The following is a 19946-nucleotide window of genomic DNA, read 5'->3' on the forward strand; positions in this document are numbered from 1 at the left end:
AGAGCCATGAGCGCACTTGGATCCGCTATTCGCAGGCCTGAAGCCGCAGCCGTCATCAGCCTGATCGGCATCATCGCCTTCTACGCGATTTTCGGCGGCGTCGATCTCGGCAAGCTTTTCGGGGCCGCCAGCTGGGTGAACTTTGCCGCCAATCTCGGCATCGTCGCGATCCCGGTCGGTCTCCTTATGATTTCGGGTCAGCTCGACATTTCCATCGGCGCGATGATCCCGGCCGGCTCGATGACGGTCGCCATCCTCTCCGGATATTACGAACTGCCGATCGTCGTGGGCATGCTCGGCGCGCTCGGGCTCGGTGTTCTGGTCGGGCTGGTGAACGGCATCCTGACTGTGCGCACCACGGTGCCGTCTCTCATCATCACACTCGGCACCCTCGTCGCGATGCAGGGCGTCGTGCTGGCCGGCGCCAAGCTGCTGACGGGCGCAGCCAGCGTGCCGCTCGCCGCGCCGGAATGGGCCAAGTTCTTGTTCGGCCGCCTGATCGGCAACAGCCATCAGGTCGCGATCGTTTGGTGGCTGTTGTTTGCAGCCGTGCTGGGCTTCGTCGTGCACAGGACGAAATACGGCAATTGGCTGTTCGCCATGGGCGGCGACCGCGAGAGCGCGCGCAACGCAGGCATCCCGGTGGACCGGATGACGATCGGCCTGTTCGTGCTGTCCGCCACCAGTGCCGCCTTTGTCGGCATGTGCGGCGCGATCCTCTTCAACTCGGCCCAGGTTTCGGGCGGCATGAACTACATCTTCAACTCGGTTGTCTGCGTCGTCGTCGGCGGCGTCCTGCTGACCGGCGGTTACGGGTCGGTGATCGGAATCTTCATCGGAACCCTGACCTTCGCCATCGTCAATCAGGGCATCTATTTCACCGACATCGACCGCAACTGGGCGAACCTGATTATCGGGGTGACGCTGCTGATCGCGGTGGCCATGAACGGCACCTTCCGCGAGTTCGCCCTCAGCCTCGGACCACGCAAAATCAAAAAGGGAGGACAAGCCAATGTCTGACAAGACGCCTGTTCTGGAGATGCGCTCCGTCGACAAGAGCTTCGGCCCGATCGACGTGCTGCACGAGATTTCACTGCGGGTTCATCCTGGCGAAGTGCTGTGCCTGCTCGGTGACAATGGCGCGGGAAAGTCGACCCTGATCAAAACGCTGTCCGGCGTGCACAAGCCGACCCGTGGCGAGATCCTGATGGACGGCGAACCCGTCGTCTTCGAAAGCCCACGCGACGCGCAGGGCAGGGGTATCGCCACCGTGCACCAGTTCGGCGGCACCTATCCTCTGATGTCGATCGGCCGCAACTTCTTCGTCGGCGCTGAACCCACCAAGGGGTGGGGACCGTTCAAGGTCTTCGATCGCAAGACCGCCAATGAGACTGCGGTCAAGGCGGTGCGCGAATTCGGGATCACCCGGATCGAAGACGGAGACCGCCTGGTCGGCGGCCTGTCGGGCGGCGAACGCCAGTCGCTCGCGATCGCCCGTGCGGTGCATTTCGGCGCGCGCGTCCTCATTCTTGACGAGCCCACCGCCGCGCTCGGCGTGAAACAGGCGGCCCATGTGCTGCGCATCGTCAACGAAGCCAAGAAACGCGGGCTCGCGGTGATCTTCATCACCCACCAGGTCATGCACGCGATGACCGTCGGCGATCACTTCGCCGTTCTCATTCGCGGCGCCGTGGCGGCCGATTTCCGCAAGGGCGAGAAGACCCGCGAAGAGATCACCGACCTGATGGCGGGCGGCGAGACCATGGCTGATCTCGAGGCGCAGATCGAAGGCTACATGGAAACGCATGAGGGTCACGTCCCGCAAGCGAACTGAACAATGCCGCCGCGTCCGATTGCGGCGCGACGAACCCCAAATTCCAACCCAAGAGCTGACATCATGAAGATCGCGCTTGACCCGTTTATGCACCGTCACCTGTCGCTCGAGCAGTTGCCTTCCAAGGTGGCGGAGCTTGGCTATGACTGGATCGAACTCAGCCCGCGCGGCGATTTCCTGGAATGGTTCAAGGCGCCTCGCGTCTTCCCCGACCGCATCAAGAGCTTCAAGAAGGCGCTGTCGGACGCCAATGTCGGCATCGCCACGCTTTTACCCATGTATCGCTGGGCCTCGAACGACGAGGAAGAGCGCAAGGCGGCGGTGCGTCACTGGAAACGCGCCATCGAGATCGCCGTCGAGATGGGCGTCGACACGATGAACTCCGAATTCGGCCGCGGCCCGCATCCCGACAAGGGCACCTGCTATTGCTGCCACACAGGCTCGATGATCGAGGCCTGCGAGGATGCCTGGTGGCGTTCGATGGAGGAACTGGTGCCGATCTTCGAGAAGGAAGGCATCAACCTGCATATCGAGCCGCATCCCGAGGACTGGGTCGAGACACTGCAGCCGTCGGTCGACCTGATCCGCACGGTCAACAGCAAGCGGGTGAAGTTCCTCTACTGTACGCCGCATACCTTCTATTTCGGCGACGATACGGTCGCGATGCTGAAAGAATGCGCCGACGTGCTGGCGCATGTGCACATCGCCGACACGTTCAACCACAAGGGCAGCTCGGGCCTGCGTTACATCGTTAACCCGCCCGGCAGCACGGCGCGCGTCCACCAGCACCTGAATATCGGCCAGGGCGAAGTGCCGTGGGACGATTTCTACCGCACGCTCCACGAGATAGGTTTCGATGGCATCATGACCGCCTGCGTCTTCGCGTGGGAGGAGAAGGCCGACCAATCGGGCACCTTCATGCGCGCCGAGATGCAGCGTTACATCGACAAGTATTGGGGGGCGAAATGACCCTTGCCGTCGGTGTTATCGGGACGGGGATGATCGGTCAGGATCACATCCGCCGTCTGACGCAGGTTCTGTCGGGTGCCCGCGTGGTGGCCGTGACGGATATCGACCGTGACCGGGCAGCCGCTGCGGCTCCGGAAGGCGCGAAGGTGTTCGATACGCCACAGGCGCTGGTCCGTTCCGACACGGTGGAGGCCGTGGTCATCTGCTCCTGGGGCCCCGCGCATGAAGAGCAGCTGCTGGACTGCATCGCCGCCGGCAAGCCGGTCTTCTGCGAGAAGCCGCTGGTCACCTCCGAGGCGGCCGCGTTGCGCGTCATGGAGGCCGAGGTCGCCTTCGGCCACCGTCTCGTCCAGGTCGGTTTCATGCGCCGTTTCGATGCTGACTACCGACGTCTCAAGGCGGTGATCGACGGGGGCACGCTGGGCGCGCCGCTGATGTATCACTCGGTGCATCGCAACGCGTCGGTTCCCGAAGGTCTCTACACATCGGACATGCCGCTGAACGACACGCTGGTGCATGACGCGGATATTTCGCGCTGGCTGCTGTCCGACGAGATCACTGGCGTCGAGGTCCGGTTGCCGCGCCGGTCCCGGCAGGGCGGAGAACTGCGCGATCCGCACATCGTCCTTTTGCACATGGCGGGCGGAGCGGTTGTCGACGTCGAGATCTCGGTCAACATCGCCTATGGCTACGACATACGCGGCGAGGTGAGTTGCGAGACCGGCGTGGCCGCATTGCCGAACCGGCCGGCGACCGTCATCTCCGACATGCACGGCATCCGGCAGGCGATCCCGGCGGACTGGCGCGAGCGCTTCATCGAAGCCTACGACCAGGAGTTCCGCGAGTGGATCGCGGCGGCCGGGCAGGGAACCGCGACGGGGCCGAGCACCTGGGACGGTTATGCCGCAACGCTGGTCGCCGACGCCGCCTTGCGGGCGGTTTCCAGCGGCAATCTCGAAGTCGTCGGCATGCGTGAAAAGCCCGATCTCTATTCCCAACAACCCCGCCTGGCCGCCTGACGCAGGCCGGCAATCAAGAGACTCGAGAGATGATCAACGGAGAAAGAAGCATTTCGCGCCCCCTGCGCTGGGGAATGGTCGGCGGCGGGCGAACCGGACAGGTTGGCTACAAGCACCGCACCGGCGCACTTCGCGACGGAACATACCAACTGGTCGCGGGCGCCTTCGACCTCGATGCTGAGCGCGGGCGCGACTTCGGCGTCAATCTCGGTGTATCCGCGGACCGCTGCTATGCCACCTATCAGGACCTCGTTGTCGGAGAGACCGGCCGCGAGGATCGGGTCGACGTGGTGTCGGTCGCAACACCGAATTTCACTCACTACGCGATTACAAAGGCGTTGCTCGAAGCCGGCTTCCACGTGATCTGCGAAAAGCCGCTGTTCTTCACCACCTCCGAGTGCGACGAAATCGCCGAACTGGCGGCAAGGAAAGGCCTGATCGTCGGCGTGACCTACGGTTTCACGGGCCACCCAATTGTTCATCAGATGGCGGCCATGGTGAAGAAGGGGATGCTCGGCGAGATCCGCATCGTCGATCTGCAATACACACACGGTTTCAATGCCGGCGACGACACGAATGCTTCCGAAGCGCAGAAGTGGCGCACTGACCCGTCGAAATCCGGCCCCACCTTCGTCCTCGGCGACATCGGCACGCATCTCTATTACTTGTCGGAAGTCGTGCTCCCGCACATGAAGGTCGAGCGGCTGCTCTGCGACCGTAAGGCCTTCATTCCGACCCGTGCGCCGCTGGAGGACCATGCCACCGTCCTGATGCATTACGACAACGGTGCGCGCGGCCGGCTGTGGGTGTCGTCGGTAGACGCCGGCAACATGGGCAGCCAGCGCTATCGGTTCGTCGGATCCAAGGCTTCGGTCGAGTGGTCGGATTCCCGACCTGACCAGCTGATCTACGAGGTCCAGGGCGAGCCGAACCGGATCATGCATCACGGCATGCCCTATCTCGAGGAGGAAAGCCTCGCCATCGACCGTATGGGCGGCCTGCACACTGAAGGGCTCGGCGACAGCTGGTCGAACATCTACCTTTGGATCGCCGAAGCGATCGACGCGAAGATGCGTGGCGACGAGGACTTCCTGAACACCCATCATTACCCGGGTATCGAGGCCGGCACCGAAGGTGTGCGGTGGCTTGAGAACTGCGTGCGCTCCGCCGACGGGGGCGCGGCCTGGGTCGATTTCAAATAGCGCTCAAAGAAAGGTTCTGAGCCATGAAGCTGTCCATCTGCACTGACGTGATGGGTGATCTTTCCTTCACCGACATGCTCGACAAATGTGTCAAGCTCGGCGTTGAAGGTATTGAAATGACTGGCGGCGGCTGGTCGCCGGCCCCGCATTTCCGGGCCGACGAACTGCTGGCCGACAAGGGCCTGTTGAAGACGAAGCTCAAGGAGATCGAGGCCCGCGGGCTTGAGATCGCCGCGCTGAACTGCTCGGCGAACCCGCTCGATCCCGGCGACATGGGCAAGCGTCATCGCAAGGAGATGAAGGAGACGATCCGCCTGGCGGGCGAGATCGGCGTCAAGAATATCGTCACCATGTCCGGCCTGCCCGAGGCGGCGCCCGGCGACATGGTGCCGAACTGGCTCGTCTACACCAAGTCCTGGCCCGACGAAATGCCCGAGCGCGACCGCTACCAGTGGGAGGACAGGGCCTTCCCGCTCTGGCACGACCTGGTGAAGTTGGCAAAGGAAGTCGGCGTTGAGAAATACGCGCTGGAAAACTTCTCCGCCATGCTGGTCTGGAACCCGGAAACGCTGTTCCGGCTGCGCAACGAGGTCGGCCCGTCTGTGGGCATGAATCTCGACCCGTCGCACCTGTTCTGGAAGGGCGCCGAGCCCATCGCCGTGGCTCGCGCCCTCGGCGACGCCATCCACCACGTCCACGGCAAGGATACGCGCATTGAGAAGGGCTTAGCCGATGTCAACGGCCTGCTCGAACTGAAAGAGGTAACCGACGTCGCCAACCGGTCCTGGAACTATGTCGCCGTCGGCGCCGGGCACGACCTCCAGTACTGGAAGGAGTTTTTCTCCGTAGTCGGCATGATGGGCTACAACGGCTGGGTGTCGCTGGAAATGGAAGACTTCACCATGTCCACCGAGGCCGGCATCCAGTCGTCCATCGATGCGCTCCAGGCGACGATCATTCGGTGACGCAAGATGTACAAGTTCATCATCACGATCGAACTTGAGCCGGGGGCGCGCGAGAAGATCCTCGCGCGCGCTCCCGAGGCGCAAGCTGCCACGCGTGCCGAGCCAGGCTGCCTGGCCTATGATTTCTTCACCTGCACCGACGACGCCGACAAGCTCGTCTTCGTCGAGTCCTGGGAGGACGAGGCGGCGCATGCCTTCCACATGAATCAGGCGCACACCAAGAGGTTCATCGCCTTTCACGAGCAGTTCCACCGGTCACTGACCTTCGAAACGATCAATCCGGCCAGCTGAGATGTCGAACCCCGTCACCATAAGCTGCGCGCCCTGCTGCTGGGGAGTGGACGACGTGTCCAATCCGCATCTGCCGGCATGGGAGCACGTTCTGGATGAAGCCGCCGAGGCGGGGTTCGGCGGGCTGGAGCTCGGGCCATACGGTTACATGCCGCTCGATCCCGATGTGGTCGGGAAAGCTTTGGCGAAGCGCGGGCTTTCCATCGTTGCGGGAACGATCTTCGACGACCTGGTTTCGCCGGAAAACCGAGAAAACCTGCTGCGCCAGACGGACGAGATTTGCGCGCTCATCACCGCGCTGCCGAAGCCGAGGAGCCATGTGGGCCAGCGCTTCGAAGCACCGTATCTGACCGTCATGGATTTCGGCCATGACGAACGGGACTTCGCAGCAGGCCATGCGGACCGAGCGCCCCGTCTCGACGATGCTGCATGGGCCGGCATGATCGGAAATATCCATGCGATCGCGGATCTCGCCCGCGAGAAACACGGCGTGCGCGCCACCATTCATTCGCATGCAGGCGGCTATATCGAGTTCGAAGATGAAATCGCCCAGCTGACGGACGATATTTCGCCCGAAACCGCGGGGCTTTGCCTCGATACCGGCCATCTCGCCTATGCAGGCATGGACGCCGTCGCCACGCTGCGCCGTTATCGGGACCGCCTGGACTACATCCATTTTAAGGATATCGACCCGGGCGTCTTCGATCAGGTCATGGGCGAGGAGATCCGCTTCTTCGACGCCTGCGCCAAGGGCGTCATGTGCCCGATCGGGCGTGGCAGCATCGACTATGCAGCCATCCGCGCGCTGCTGACCGAGTCGGATTACGGCGGCTACATCACCATCGAGCAGGAACGCGATCCCCGCAATGCGCAGGGCATTCTCGACGATCTGGCGGCGAGCCGGACTTTCCTGCGCGAAACAGGTTTCTGAGGGCAGACCCATGAACAAGAAACTCGACGTCATCACCATCGGCCGTTCATCCGTCGACCTTTACGGCACGCAGATCGGCGGACGGCTGGAGGACATGGGGTCCTTCGACAAGTATATCGGCGGATCGCCGACAAACATGGCATGCGGCACGGCGCGGCTCGGCCTGAAGTCCGGGCTCATCACCCGGGTCGGCGACGAGCATATGGGCCGCTTCATCCGTGAGGAACTGCAACGCCACGGCGTCGATGTCGACGGCGTGCGGACCGACCCCGAGCGTCTGACCGCGCTTGTCATCCTCGGCATCCGCGACGAGGACCAGTTTCCGCTGATTTTCTACCGCGAGAACTGCGCCGATATGGCGATGGACGAGCACGACATCGATCCGGATTACATCACATCCGCGAGGTCCGTCGTCGCGACCGGCACGCATCTCAGCCACACTCGCACCGAAGCCGCTGTCCTGAAGGCGCTGAAGATCGCGCGAGAAAGCGGCCTCCAGACCGCGCTCGACATCGACTACCGGCCGAACCTCTGGGGCGTCGCCGGACACGGCGAGGGCGAGAGCCGTTTCGTCGCGTCGGACAAGGTGACCGCCAAGCTGCAATCGACGCTGCACCTTTTCGACCTGATCGTCGGTACCGAGGAAGAGTTCCACATCGCCGGCGGCTCCACCGACACGCTTGAAGCGCTACGTGCCGTACGCAAGGTCTCCGACGCGACGTTGGTCTGCAAGCGCGGCCCCATGGGAGCGGTGGCCTTCACCGCCGAAATCCCCGGCAGTCTTGACGAAGGCGAGGCGGGACCGGGCTTTCCGATCGAGGTATTCAACGTGCTCGGCGCCGGCGACGGCTTCATGTCCGGTCTCCTGAAGGGGTGGCTCGACGGCGAGGCCTGGCCGGTCGCACTGAAATACGCCAATGCCTGCGGGGCCTTCGCGGTCAGCCGGCACGGCTGCGCGCCGGCCTATCCGAGCTGGGAGGAACTGCAGTTTTTCTTCAAACGCGGCATCGTCCGTCCCGACCTGCGCCATGACGCGGAATTGGAGCAGGTGCACTGGGCGACCAATCGGCACGGCGACTGGTCGACGGTCCGCGTCTTCGCCTTCGACCACCGGCTGCAACTGGAGGAGATGGAAGGATACTCTCTGGACAAGGGCGGCCGCTTCAAGGAGCTCTGCCTCGACGCAGCGCTCAAGGTGCAGGACGGCCGCGGCGGTTATGGCATCCTCTGCGACAACCGGATCGGGCGCAGCGCCCTGCACCGGGCGTCTGGCACCGGGCTATGGATCGGCCGACCGACCGAATGGCCGGGTTCACGGCCGCTGGAACTGGAGCCCGAGCTCGGGCCGGACTGCGGCAAGCTTGCCGAATGGACCCGCGAGGACGTCGTCAAGGTTCTCTGTTTCTGCCACCCGGGCGATGACGCCGAGACGTGGGCGGCACAGGAGGAAACCGTCCGGCGGCTCTTCACCGCGTCTCGGCGCAACCGGCTGGAATTCCTGCTGGAGGTGATCCCTTCGAAAGTGGCACCCGTCGAGGACGATACCACGGCGCGGATTATCCAGCGTTTCTACGATATCGGCGTCTGCCCCGACTGGTGGAAGCTTGAGCCGATGAAGACGGACGGCGCGTGGCGGCAGTCGGTCGAGGCTATCGAGCGCAACGATCCGCACACGCGCGGCATCGTCGTCCTCGGCCTCGACGCGCCGGAAGCGGAACTGGCCGCGAGCTTCGAGATCGCCGCGCGCTTTGACCTTGTGAAGGGTTTCGCCGTCGGCCGGACGATCTTCGGCGATGCGGCGCGGGGCTGGATGAAGGGCGAGATGACCGACACGGATGCGGTCGGCCAGATGGTCGATCGGTTCACCCGACTTTGCGGGATCTGGGACACGGCGCGTGAGAAGGCGCGGGAGAAAGCATCATGACGAAGACAATCCGACTGACCGCCGCGCAGGCCATGGTGAAATGGCTGAGCGTGCAGCTGACCGAAGACAATGAGCGCTTCATCGAGGGCGTCTGGGCGATTTTCGGCCACGGTAACGTGGCCGGCATGGGCGAGGCGCTGCACAAGTACCGCGACGCCTTACCGACCTGGCGCGGCCAGAACGAGCAGACCATGGCGCATGCCGCGATCGCCTATGCCAAGACGAAGAAGAGGAAGCGCGCCCATGCCGTGACCTCGTCGATTGGCCCCGGCTCGACCAATCTGGTCACCGCCGCCGCGCTCGCCCTTGTGAACCGACTGCCGCTCCTGATGATCTGCGGCGATGTCTTCGCCAATCGCCGGCCGGATCCGGTGCTGCAGCAGATCGAGGATTTCGACGACGGGACGGTTTCGGCCAACGACGCATTCCGCCCGGTTGTGCGCTATTTCGACCGGATCACTAGGCCGGAACACCTGCTGACCTGCCTGCCGCGCGCGCTCTCGGTCATGACTGATCCGGCCAATTGCGGACCGGTCTGCCTTGCCTTCTGCCAGGACGTGCAGGCAGAAGCCTTCGACTATCTGGAAGCGTTCTTCGAGCCTAAGGTCTGGCGTATCCGCCGCCCGGAGCCCGATCCGCGCGAGGTGGTCGACGTCGTGGCGGCCATAAAAGCGGCCAAGCGACCTTTGATCGTTTCCGGCGGCGGCGTGCTCTATTCCGGCGCCGAGGAGACGCTGGCGGCCTTTGCCGCACGGCACCGCATTCCCTTCGTCGAGACACAGGCGGGCAAGGGCGGATTGTCCTCCGAGGACGAGTATAATTTCGGCTCGCCTGGCGTGACCGGTTCGGCCTGCGCTAACGAGTTGTGCGCGACCGCCGATTTGATCATCGGCGTCGGCACACGTTTCCAGGACTTCACCACGGGATCGTGGACGGTATTCGGCGCGGAGGATCGCAAGCTCGTCTCCATCAACCTCGCTGGCTATGACGCGACCAAGCACAACGCGCTTCCCGTCGTCGGCGACGCCAAGGTGACGCTTGAAAAGATCTCGCAAGGCCTCGGCGACGCCCGCTTCGGTTGGCACGACCCGTCGGCGCGAACCGGCTGGCACGAGTCCGTCCGCACCGTTACCGCTGCACCGCGCGACACCAATCTCCTCCCGACCGATGCCCAGGTGATCGGCGCGGTGCAGCGTGTTTCCACCGAGGCGACCGTGGCGATGTGCGCCGCCGGTACCATGCCTGGCGCGCTGCAGGTGCTTTGGCAGGCGGCACAGGGCGGCTACCACATGGAATATGGCTACTCCTGCATGGGCTACGAAGTCGCCGGCGCCATGGGCATCAAGCTCGCGGCACCCGAAAAGGAAGTGATCTGCTTCGTCGGCGATGGCTCCTACATGATGGCCAATTCCGAGCTCGCGACGGCTGTCATGCGCCGTGTGCCTTTCACGATCGTGCTGACCGACAATCGCGGCTATGGCTGCATCAACCGGCTGCAGATCGAGTGCGGCGGAGCCGAGTTCAATAATATGTACAAGGACTCGCAGGTAGAGGTGCAGCCGGAAATCGACTTCGTCGCGCATGCCGGTTCCATGGGCGCGCATGCCGAAAAGGCGTCCGACATTGCAGACCTAGAGGCGAAGATCGTCGCAGCGCGCGACCGCGATATCCCGAGCGTGATCGTCATCGACACGGACGCGGTGCCTGGAACCGGCGCCGGCGGCCACTGGTGGGACGTCGCCGTGCCGCAGGCCGGTGGGCCGGAGCGGCTGGAAAAGGCTCGCGAGCGCTATGCCGACAACGCCGCGAAACAACGCACATTCGACTAAGGAGAAAGAGATGCCCGACCTGCTCCGCAAACCGTTCGGCACTCATGGCAAGGTTCACGAAATCACGCCTCAATCGGCGGGATGGCGCTATGTCGGCTTCTCGCTTTATCGGCTGCGCGAAGGCGAGACGGCCGGCGAGGCGACCGGCGACCGCGAGGTGATCCTGGTGATGGTCGAGGGCAAGGCGCGCTTCGCTGCGGCCGGCAAGGACTGGGGCGAGCTGGGCGAGCGGATGAACGTCTTCGAGAAGACGCCGCCGCATTGCCTCTACGTGCCGAATGGCGAGGAATGGAAGGCCACGGCCACCACCGATTGCGTAATCGCAGTCTGCTCGGCCCCCGGCAGGGGCGGCCATGAGGCGCGCCGCATCGGACCGGACGGCATCACGCTCACCGAGCGCGGCAAGGGAACCAACACGCGCTACATCAACAACATCGCCATGGAAAACGAGGACTATTGCGACTCGCTGCTGGTGACCGAGGTCTTCACGCCCGCGGGCCATTGGTCGTCGTTTCCGAGCCACCGCCACGACGAGGACGACTACCCTCGAATTACGTATCTGGAAGAAACCTACTACCACCGGCTCGATCCTGCGGAGGGCTTCGGCATCCAGCGCGTCTACACGGACGACCTGCAGCTGAATGAAACCATGGCGGTCTCTGACGGCGACGTCGTCCTCGTGCCGAAAGGCCATCACCCCTGCGGCGCGCCCTACGGGTTCGGCATGTACTACCTAAATGTCATGGCCGGGCCGCTGCGCAAGTGGCGCTTCGTGCCGGCGCCCGAGGTCGAGTGGATCATGAAGCGCGACGCGTGATGCTCCGCCGGGCCCTGAACCAGAAAACGGCGCGGCATCTGCCTTGGCTGGATTTCCTCGAACTCGCGCAGTCGCTCAACTGCGTCGGCGTCGAAGCGCGCAACGATCTCGGTCGCCCGATCTTCGACGGCATCGCGCTAGGGCAGGCGGGCAAAATGGCGCGCGATCGCGGCTTGCGGCTGCTGGGCCTGAGCGAGGTCTATCCGTTCAACGACTGGAACGGCGAACGCGCGTCCGAGGTGAGAAGCCTGATCGAAACCGCCCATGCAGCCGGCGCCGAAACAATCAGCCTCATCCCGCGGGTTGACGGGCAGGGGACGGAGGACGGCCTTCGTCAAAAGGTACTGCGCGACGTGATGCGAGAGATTCTGCCGATGCTCGACGGCACGGATGTCGTCGCCCTGATCGAGCCGATCGGCTTCGACAAGTCATCACTCAAGCACAAGGCGGAACTGGTCGGGGCGATCGAGGACGTTGGCGGACCGGAGAAATTCAAGCTGGTCCACGACACGTTCCAGCATGTCATCGCGGGCGAGACGGAGATTTTTGCTCCCTATGCGGGCATCGTCCACATATCCGGCATTTCCGATCCGGATGTCCCGCTGGACGAGACGCAGGATGCCCATCGGATATTGGTGGATGCGAACGACCGCTGCCGCAATATCAAACAAATCGAAGCGTTTCTCGCCGCAGGCTATGACGGCGCGTTCTCGTTTGAATGCACGGAGCCGTCGGTGCAGGCTTCCCCGATTCTGGAACAAGAAATTCGACGTTCCTTCCTCTATCTCGAAACACAGACACGCTCGTAGCGAATGGCGTGCGAGAAAAATCACTCCCAACTACGAATCAAACTGCCTGCACTTTTCTCCTGATCCTTTGGATTGCTGCATCAGAGCTCCTGCGCCGCAGGCCGGAACAGAATCTCGTTGATGTCGCCCTCCGCAGGCAGGCTGATCGCGAGAAGAGCGCAGCGGGCGAAGCTCGAGGCGGGAATGGCGTATTTCTTGTAGAAGGCCGACACCCATTCCGAGAAACCCTCGCAACCGAACTCGGCGGCTCCGTGTTCACCGCTCCCGGTGTCCACGAAACCGGCGGCTGCCGTCGATTCAGTGGGGACCTTGAGTTCCCAGTCTCCGAGATCCCGTGCCGAAGCGCTCCCGCCGAATGCGAATCCTGCGGCGGTCAATCCAAATGCCGATGCGACAAGTGACGATTTGATCTTCAAAGCTGGTCTCCTTTGGACACTGTGTCTGCGGCTCGACGGTCGGGGAGGCACCCGCATCAATGATTCGTGCCACGTCGTTCGAGCGCAACGTATTTCCGTGGGGCGAGCCATAGCTTTGAGGAATGTGAGCGGCGGGATTCTGTAGGACGACCTGAGTGTTTTCCATGGCGCCGCGTGATGCTGTCCTCGTCCCGGAATGTCGGAACGATCTGCAGTCGTAGCTTGCGCGAACGGCGTGCTCGGCGGAGGCAAACGCCCCCCTTTGTCATCGCCGGTCACTTGAGAGCGGACGTCGCCTTGTACCCGAGCCGGCGGGAGATCTCGGCGGCCGCTCTCATGATATGGGGAGCCATGGCGGCAGCCTCTTCGGCGGACATGCGCATGGTCGGCGCCCTCAGGGCTATCGACGCCGTGATGCAGCCAGAACTGTTCCAGACTGGCGCGCCGACGCCGCTTGCGCCTGACGAGTATTCTTCTTCCTCGAAGCTCCAGCCTCGGTCCCGCGCGACTTTAAGTTCCCCGCGCAACGCGTCGGGATCGACGATCGTCTTCGGCGTGTAGGCCTTCAAGCCGCCCGCGATCACCTCCTCAGTCACTGACGGATGGTCGAAGGCAAGAAGCGCCTTGCCGGCCGCGCCACAATACAGGGGGATGCGTCGGCCGACCTCGGAGACCACGCGGACTTCTCGCATGCTCTCGCGGACATATTCGACCGTGTTCGACAGCCCATGCCGTCCCGAAAGGACCACGGTTTCGTTCAGGCGCTCGCACAGTCCTTCGAGAACCGGCTCGGCAACGCGCAGCAGTTCCAACCGGGTTTGAGGCCCTGATGCGATCGCCAGCAAGGCCGCCCCCATACTGTAGCGCCGGGTGGAAAGGTTCTGCTCCACCCATTGTTCATGCATCAGCGTCTTCAGGATGCGATGGGTCATCGCCTTGTCCATGCCTGTCGCCTCGGCGAGTTCGGTCACACCCCACTCCGGGCGGTCCTCGAACATTTGAACGATACGAATGGCGTTCTTGACGGCTCTCATGGAAAACGGCCCTTGCGTAAATTTGTTTCTATATAGTCAACAATTGCAAAAAATGCAACCAAGATCTTCATTTTAAGGCTGGGAAAGCGAGAAAAAGCTGGTATGAGTGCGCCTCAAAGAAATCCAGGCGCGGCTTTTGTTTCTATATAGTCAACAATTGTCGTTCGTCAAGGGAGGGGATGCGTGCTGCAGACTGTGAACAATTCCGCACGGAATGATCGGGGCGTTTTGGCCGGCGCTATCGACTGTGATGTGCATCCGCGCGCGCCTTACACCGAAGACCTGATGCCCTATTTCGATACGCACTGGGCCGACATCGCCAGCCATCGCGGCGTGGTCATGCGGGAATTGACCTCCTATCCGCCGCACGCGCCGCTGACCCGGCGTCCGGACTGGGGCGTGGAGGGGCAGGCCGGCGCGACCCTCGAGAAGATCCAGGCGGACATTCTCGATCGGTGGGGCCTGAAGGCGGCCATTCTCACACCGCTCTTCGGCGGCGCGATGATGCACGATCCGTTCCTCGGCGAGGCGTTGTGCCGTGCGCACAATGACTGGATCCAGAAGGAGTGGCTGGATGCCGATCCGCGCCTTCGTGCGTCAATGGTCGTCAATCTGGGCCGCCCGGAAGCTGCGGCCGCGGAAATCGACCGCATGGCCGCCGACAGGCGCTTCGTGCAGGTCATCATTCCGGTGCAGACAGAGATCCCGATCGGTCGCTCCGTCAACAAGCCGGTGTTCGAAGCGGCGCAGCGCCATGGAATGCCGATTGGATTGCACGCGGGCTCGATGTTCCGCAATCCGCCCTCGCAATCCGGTTACTACTCGACATTCATCGAGGACTATGCCGCGCACATCTCTGCATTCACCGCCCAGGTTGCCAACCTGATCGCTGAAGGTGTCTTTGCGGAGTATCCGGACCTCAAGGTCGTGCTTATCGAATCCGGCGTCACGTGGATGCCCCCGTTCATGTGGCGGTTTTCCAAGGACTGGCGCGGCGTGCGCAACGAGGTGCCGTGGGTGGATGTCAGTCCGGCGGAACTGGTGCGCAAGCACGTCCGGCTGACGTCGCAACCCTTCGATGCTCCGCCCGGCGCAATCGGAAAGGTGCTCCAGCAATTCCGCTCGACGGACATGCTGCTGTTTTCCTCCGACTATCCGCATTGGCACTTCGACGGCGACGCCGCAATTCCCGAGGGAATGACGGAGGAATTCGTCAGGCCAATGCTCTTCGACAATGCGATCGCAACCTATTCGCGCTTGGGAGACCTGAAATGAGTGTCATTGCCGAAGAGGTCGCTCGGGTGAAACCGAAGGCAGGTGCCGACCTCGAACTCATCGATTGCGACATCCATCCCTATCCGAAGAAGCGGGCTGATCTATACCAGTTCCTCCCGCGGGAATGGCGCGATCATGCGGAAACCTACGGTGCGCGTGGATCCCAGCCGTTCCTGAGCATGATGCACATTCCGCGCGTCCAGGTGGCGCGGCTCGACTCCGAGCCCGAGGAAGGGCCGGCGGGCTCCGACTTGAAGATGATGCAGGAGCAGCTTCTCGACTACTACGACATCAAATACGGCGTCCTCCAGCCCTTCGGTCCGGGCGGCGGCGGCAACCTGCTCAATCCGGCGCTTGCCAATGTGATGTGCTCGGCCGTCAACGACTGGCAGATTGCCTATTTCCTCGATCCGGAACCGCGGCTGAAAGGATCCATCGTCGTTCCTCAGGAAGATGCCGAGGCGTCCGTGCGCGAGATCGAGCGCCACGCCGGCAACCGGCAATTCGTCCAGATCGCGCTGCATGCGCGTTCGGCCGAACCGCTCGGAAAGCGTCGCTACTGGCCGATCTACGAAATGGCCGAGCGGGCCAACATGCCGGTGATCATCCATTCCTCCGGCTATGGCCAGTATCCGCCGTCGGGCGCCGGTTGGATGTCGTTCTATCTCGAGGAACACCACTCCTACGCGCACACCATGCAGACGGCGATCGTCTCGATGGTGATGGAAGGGGTGTTCGAGGAGTTCCCGAAGCTCAGATTTGCCGCCGTCGAGGGCGGTTTCGCCTGGGCGCCGCCGCTTGGATGGCGTCTCGACAAGGTGTGGGCGCGCAACCGCAGCGAGACGCCGCACATCAAGCGGCCGCCGTCGGAATATATCCGCTCCAACGTCTGGCTCGCGACCCAGCCGGTCGAGGAGCCCGAGGTGGCGAGCCAGCTCGGCGACGTCATCGACTGGATCGGCGACGACCGCTTGCTGTTCGCGACCGACTATCCGCACTGGGACATGGACGACCCGCGCTACGCCTTCAAGTATCCGCTGCCCAGGGAAACGCAGCGCAAGATCCTGTCGGAGAATGCCAAGGAGTTCTTCAACCTTGCGTAACAAGCAGAAACACGTCGTCGCCCGGGTCGGCGAAGTCGAGCCGGGCAAGCCTATCGTGCGCGAGATCAAGGGCCGCCAGATCGGGATCTTCAATCTGGACGGCGACTACTATGCCTTGCTCAACCGTTGTCCGCATCAAAGCGCCGAATTGTGCAAGGGGCGGATAACGCACCTCTCGCAGTCCAAAGTGCCGGGTGAGGTCGAGGTCAGCCGCGTCGGCGAGATCATCAAGTGTCCCTGGCACGGCTGGGAGTTCGACATCCGCACCGGTCAATCCTGGTGCGACCCTGACTCGATGTATGTGCGCCAGTTCGGAATCAAGGTCGAGCCGGGCGAAGCGCTCGTCAAGGGACCCTACGTCGCCGAGACTTACGCGGTCTCGGTGGAGGACAGCTACATCGTCGTCGAGATGTAGCGGCCACGGTCATTCCAGAGCGGATTCGATGACAGGAGAAACGGGAGGAAGGATCCGCAACCCAATATGGTCCGCGCGCCCTGATCGGCCGGACTTCACCTAGAGGCTTATGGAGGAGTACATGTCTCAACGCATTTCGAAAATCATCCGCCGCGCTACCGTGGCATGGATGGCGGCAGCGCTCGCGGCCGGAACGGCACTTCCCTCACAGGCGGAAACGCTGAAGTTCCTGTTGCCCTGGGGAGCGACCAGCGAAGGCAACATGGTCGTCGCGCAGTGCCTGATGAATATCATCGAGGAAACGACAGCCGGCGAGATCAAGCTGCAGAAGTTCGACAACTCCGTCGTGCCGCCGTTCGAGCAGTTCGAGCCCGTCGCAAGCGGCGTTTTCGACCTTCACTACACCAACCCTGCCTATCACTCCGGTAACACGGTCATCGGCCAGCTGATGGATACGGTCACGCCGAACATGGAGAAGCGCCACGAATCCGGTCTCTGGGACATGGTCGACGAGGCCTACCAGACGCGGAACCTGAAGGTTCTCGCGCTGGGCGCCTCGACCGGCTTCCAGTTCTTCCTGCGGAACCAGATCGGTGAGGCCGGCAGCCTCGAAGGCCTGAAGATCCGGTCCAACCCGGCCTATGACGGCACGATCCGCAAGCTTGGCGGCGCGCCGATCCAGCTTCCGATCACGGAGGTCTACACCTCGCTGCAAAAGGGGCTGATCGACGGCACGGCGTTCCCGGCGCATGGCGTGGCCTCGTCGAAGATGTGGGAGGTTGCCGACTACATGGCACGTCCGATGTTCGGGCAGGGCACGACCCTTGTCGCGATGAACCTCGACAAGTGGAACGGCCTTTCGCTGGAAATCCAGGCCAAGATGCTTGAGGCGGGCACGCGCTTCGAGAACGAGTGCTACGGCGCCGTCGCCGAGGTCGCCACGCGCGATGAGGACATGATGAAGGAAAACGGTATGGAAATTACCGAGTTCGGCACCGAGGCCGCGTCCAACATCAACCAGTACTACAACGAAGGTATCTGGGAACGCGCCGAGAAAAACGGCGGAGATGAAGCCAAAGAAATCATCAGCTTCATCAAGGATAATGGTCTCGTCTACGCCGGACGGGAAGACTGATCCTCCGACGCGGTCCGAAGTGATTCGGACCGCGTTTTTCTCCGACGACAAACAAAAGTGGCCCCTGATGTTGTCCTTCCTGCATGCGCTCGGCCGTCAGCATGACCGGCTGACGAGACTTGGCGCGGTGATTTCCGCGCTCTGCCTCGGCGGTATCGTCGTGCTCTATGGCGGCGAGATCGTCACCCGGCATTTCCTGCACTCGCCGACCAGTTGGAGCAGCGCTGTTGCCGTCTATCTGCTGCTGGCGACCGTGATGCTGATGCTTCCCAGCCTGACGATGAACATCGATCACGTGGCGGTCAGCATCGCCGAAGAACATTTCACGCCACGCTACGCCTTTCTGTCGGCGGCGGCCGTGCTGGCGATCTCCGCCGCGATCTGCTTCCTGTCCGCTTTCTTCTCGCTGTCGGAGACGATGCGCGCTTTCACGCGCGGCACGCTGACGACCGACACACTCTTCGTCCCGAAATGGTGGCTGCTCTCGCTCGTGGTCTACGGGCTGACGAGTGCGACGATCCATTTCATCCGTCATTTGTGCGGATTGGTGGCCCGTGACCGGCATCTGTTGATCACGAACGGCCGGGAGACTGCGCAATGATCGACCTGCCCTGGTATGCAACGATCGGCTTTGCTTTCGGTACGGTGATGTTTCTGACTTTCGCCGGACTTCCGGTGTTCGTCTGTTTCCTGCTGATCAATGTGGTCGGCATCCTCGCCATTCTCGGCACGTCCGCCTTTGGCATGTTCTCCAACAGCCTTGTCGCGACCTTGACGAGCGAGCCCTTCATCGCGGTGCCGCTGTTTCTGCTGATGGGCGAGATGCTGTCGCGAAGCCGCGCGATCGATGAACTCTACAAGGCGCTGGACTTCATTCTCGGGCGCACACGGATCCGTCTTTATGCGATGTGCACGATGCTGGCGACGATGCTTGGCACCATGTCCGGTTCCGCCATGGCTGATGCCGCGATGCTTGGACGCTCGGTCTATCCGGGCATGATCGAGCGCGGCTATGATCCGCGCGTTTCCACCGGTTTGATCCTTGCCGGCGCAACGATCGCTCCGATTATCCCGCCGAGCGTGCTGGTCGTGATCCTGGCGACCTTGGCGAACGAATCCATCGCCGAGATGCTGATCGCGGGATTGCTGCCGGGTCTGCTCCTGGCGGCACTCTTCCTCGGCTACACCTATTTGCTGGTGCTGTTCAAACCGTCCATGGCGCCGCCACTGGACGAAACCGCGTCACGCACCCTGGCGGAGCGATTGAAAGGCTTTGCCCGCATCCTGCCTTTCGGAGTCGTGGTGTTCATGGTGATCGGGCTCATAATGCTCGGTGTGGCCAGTCCGACCGAGGCGGCGGCGGCGGGTGTGTTCGCGACCTTCCTGGTCGCCGCCTATCTGCGCACCCTCACACTTCGGATGCTATGGGAGTCGCTCTTCAACGCGGCCAAGATCACCGGCACGATCCTTGTCATCATCATGAGCGCCAACCTGTTCGGCCAGCTGTTGGCGTTTACCGGCGCGCCGGAGGACATGGTGCGCATCGTTGAAGGCCTGAACGCCGCGCCGTGGATGATCTTTCTCTTGCTTATGGGCATCTCGTTGGTCGCGTGCATGTTTCTCGGCCAAACCGAATACATGCTGATCTCGGTGCCGATCTTCACGCCGATCATCCATGCGACGGGTTTCGATCCGGTTTGGTTCTGGATGCTCTACCTGATCAATATCACCGCCGGCGGCATGACACCGCCCTTTGGGATGACGATGTTCGTCTTCAAGGCGGCAGTGCCGGGCACCAGCATCATCGACATCTACAAGTCCACATGGCCTTTCGTGGCGGTGATCCTGTTTGGCATCTCGTTGATGGCTGCATTCCCGCAAATCGTTCTGGTGCTCCCGCAAATGATGCGGTGATCACGCCCCCCGGTCCGGCGATAGTCGCGCCTCCTCGCATCCGCGAAGGGGGACAGGACCGGTC

At 62.6% G+C, this 19946-nt stretch carries 20 protein-coding genes; 18 read left to right on the plus strand and 2 right to left on the minus strand.

Annotation, left to right across the window (positions count from 1 at the left end; all coding sequences use genetic code 11):
* The first annotated feature begins 6 nt into the window (after positions 1-6).
* From MRY80_RS16190 to MRY80_RS16245, 12 genes are all read left to right on the plus strand, one after another.
* A complete protein-coding gene (locus MRY80_RS16190; RefSeq protein ID WP_293292088.1) occupies positions 7-1020 on the plus strand; it encodes an ABC transporter permease in 1014 nt (337 codons plus the stop codon).
* Entirely contained in the window at positions 1013-1834 is an 822-nt protein-coding gene (locus MRY80_RS16195) for an ATP-binding cassette domain-containing protein (RefSeq protein ID WP_293292089.1), read from the plus strand. Before MRY80_RS16190 ends, MRY80_RS16195 begins: the two co-directional genes overlap by 8 nt.
* 63 nt (positions 1835-1897) lie before the next feature.
* Positions 1898-2803, plus strand: a complete 906-nt coding sequence (locus tag MRY80_RS16200) for a sugar phosphate isomerase/epimerase (RefSeq protein ID WP_293292090.1) — start codon at positions 1898-1900, stop codon at positions 2801-2803.
* The gene (locus MRY80_RS16205) at positions 2800-3822 is read left to right on the plus strand and encodes a Gfo/Idh/MocA family oxidoreductase (RefSeq protein ID WP_293292091.1); all 1023 of its coding nucleotides are present in this window, start codon (positions 2800-2802) and stop codon (positions 3820-3822) included. The genes MRY80_RS16200 and MRY80_RS16205 overlap by 4 nt, the downstream gene beginning before the upstream one ends.
* A 29-nt stretch (positions 3823-3851) precedes the next feature.
* On the plus strand, positions 3852-5024 hold the full coding sequence (locus MRY80_RS16210) for a Gfo/Idh/MocA family oxidoreductase (RefSeq protein ID WP_293292092.1): 1173 nt from the start codon (positions 3852-3854) through the stop codon (positions 5022-5024).
* Positions 5025-5047: 23 nt separating this feature from the next.
* Complete coding sequence (locus tag MRY80_RS16215; RefSeq protein ID WP_293292093.1) at positions 5048-5989, plus strand: sugar phosphate isomerase/epimerase; 942 nt, start codon at positions 5048-5050, stop codon at positions 5987-5989.
* 6 nt (positions 5990-5995) lie between these two features.
* A complete protein-coding gene (locus MRY80_RS16220) occupies positions 5996-6280 on the plus strand; it encodes a putative quinol monooxygenase (protein WP_293292094.1) in 285 nt (94 codons plus the stop codon).
* A 1-nt stretch (position 6281) separates the two neighbouring features.
* Positions 6282-7211, plus strand: a complete 930-nt coding sequence (locus tag MRY80_RS16225) for a TIM barrel protein (protein WP_293292095.1) — start codon at positions 6282-6284, stop codon at positions 7209-7211.
* A 10-nt stretch (positions 7212-7221) separates the two neighbouring features.
* The gene (iolC, locus tag MRY80_RS16230; protein WP_293292096.1) at positions 7222-9135 is read left to right on the plus strand and encodes a 5-dehydro-2-deoxygluconokinase; all 1914 of its coding nucleotides are present in this window, start codon (positions 7222-7224) and stop codon (positions 9133-9135) included.
* On the plus strand, positions 9132-10964 hold the full coding sequence (iolD, locus tag MRY80_RS16235; RefSeq protein ID WP_293292097.1) for a 3D-(3,5/4)-trihydroxycyclohexane-1,2-dione acylhydrolase (decyclizing): 1833 nt from the start codon (positions 9132-9134) through the stop codon (positions 10962-10964). Before iolC ends, iolD begins: the two co-directional genes overlap by 4 nt.
* Before the next feature lie 10 nt (positions 10965-10974).
* Positions 10975-11781 carry a 5-deoxy-glucuronate isomerase gene (gene iolB / locus MRY80_RS16240; RefSeq protein WP_293292098.1) on the plus strand — a complete coding sequence of 269 codons (807 nt, stop codon included), beginning with the start codon at positions 10975-10977 and terminating at the stop codon, positions 11779-11781.
* The gene (locus MRY80_RS16245) at positions 11727-12590 is read left to right on the plus strand and encodes a TIM barrel protein (RefSeq protein ID WP_293292099.1); all 864 of its coding nucleotides are present in this window, start codon (positions 11727-11729) and stop codon (positions 12588-12590) included. Before iolB ends, MRY80_RS16245 begins: the two co-directional genes overlap by 55 nt.
* A gap of 80 nt (positions 12591-12670) precedes the next feature.
* Here the strand turns inward: MRY80_RS16245 and MRY80_RS16250 are convergent, their stop codons facing one another.
* Positions 12671-12967 (minus strand): hypothetical protein, encoded by a 297-nt coding sequence (locus MRY80_RS16250; RefSeq protein ID WP_293292100.1) that lies wholly within the window; start codon positions 12965-12967, stop codon positions 12671-12673.
* A 314-nt stretch (positions 12968-13281) separates the two neighbouring features.
* The gene (locus tag MRY80_RS16255) at positions 13282-14040 is read right to left on the minus strand and encodes an IclR family transcriptional regulator (RefSeq protein WP_293292101.1); all 759 of its coding nucleotides are present in this window, start codon (positions 14038-14040) and stop codon (positions 13282-13284) included.
* Between the two features lie 285 nt (positions 14041-14325).
* Between MRY80_RS16255 and MRY80_RS16260 the strand changes: the two genes are divergently transcribed.
* The 6 genes from MRY80_RS16260 (at position 14326) to MRY80_RS16285 (ending at position 19882) form a co-directional block, all read left to right on the plus strand.
* Positions 14326-15315: an amidohydrolase family protein gene (locus tag MRY80_RS16260; protein WP_346433406.1), complete on the plus strand. Its 990-nt coding sequence runs from the start codon at positions 14326-14328 to the stop codon at positions 15313-15315.
* The gene (locus MRY80_RS16265; protein ID WP_293292102.1) at positions 15312-16418 is read left to right on the plus strand and encodes an amidohydrolase family protein; all 1107 of its coding nucleotides are present in this window, start codon (positions 15312-15314) and stop codon (positions 16416-16418) included. The genes MRY80_RS16260 and MRY80_RS16265 overlap by 4 nt, the downstream gene beginning before the upstream one ends.
* Entirely contained in the window at positions 16390-16833 is a 444-nt protein-coding gene (locus MRY80_RS16270; protein ID WP_293292103.1) for a Rieske 2Fe-2S domain-containing protein, read from the plus strand. Before MRY80_RS16265 ends, MRY80_RS16270 begins: the two co-directional genes overlap by 29 nt.
* A 121-nt stretch (positions 16834-16954) precedes the next feature.
* A complete protein-coding gene (dctP, locus tag MRY80_RS16275; protein WP_293292104.1) occupies positions 16955-17968 on the plus strand; it encodes a TRAP transporter substrate-binding protein DctP in 1014 nt (337 codons plus the stop codon).
* A 67-nt stretch (positions 17969-18035) separates the two neighbouring features.
* Positions 18036-18569, plus strand: a complete 534-nt coding sequence (locus tag MRY80_RS16280) for a TRAP transporter small permease (RefSeq protein WP_293292105.1) — start codon at positions 18036-18038, stop codon at positions 18567-18569.
* Entirely contained in the window at positions 18566-19882 is a 1317-nt protein-coding gene (locus tag MRY80_RS16285; protein ID WP_293292106.1) for a TRAP transporter large permease, read from the plus strand. The genes MRY80_RS16280 and MRY80_RS16285 overlap by 4 nt, the downstream gene beginning before the upstream one ends.
* The last annotated feature ends 64 nt before the right edge of the window (positions 19883-19946 follow it).

It is taken from the genome of Oricola sp., assembly GCF_022763245.1.
Taxonomy (GTDB): Bacteria; Pseudomonadota; Alphaproteobacteria; order Rhizobiales; family Rhizobiaceae; genus Oricola.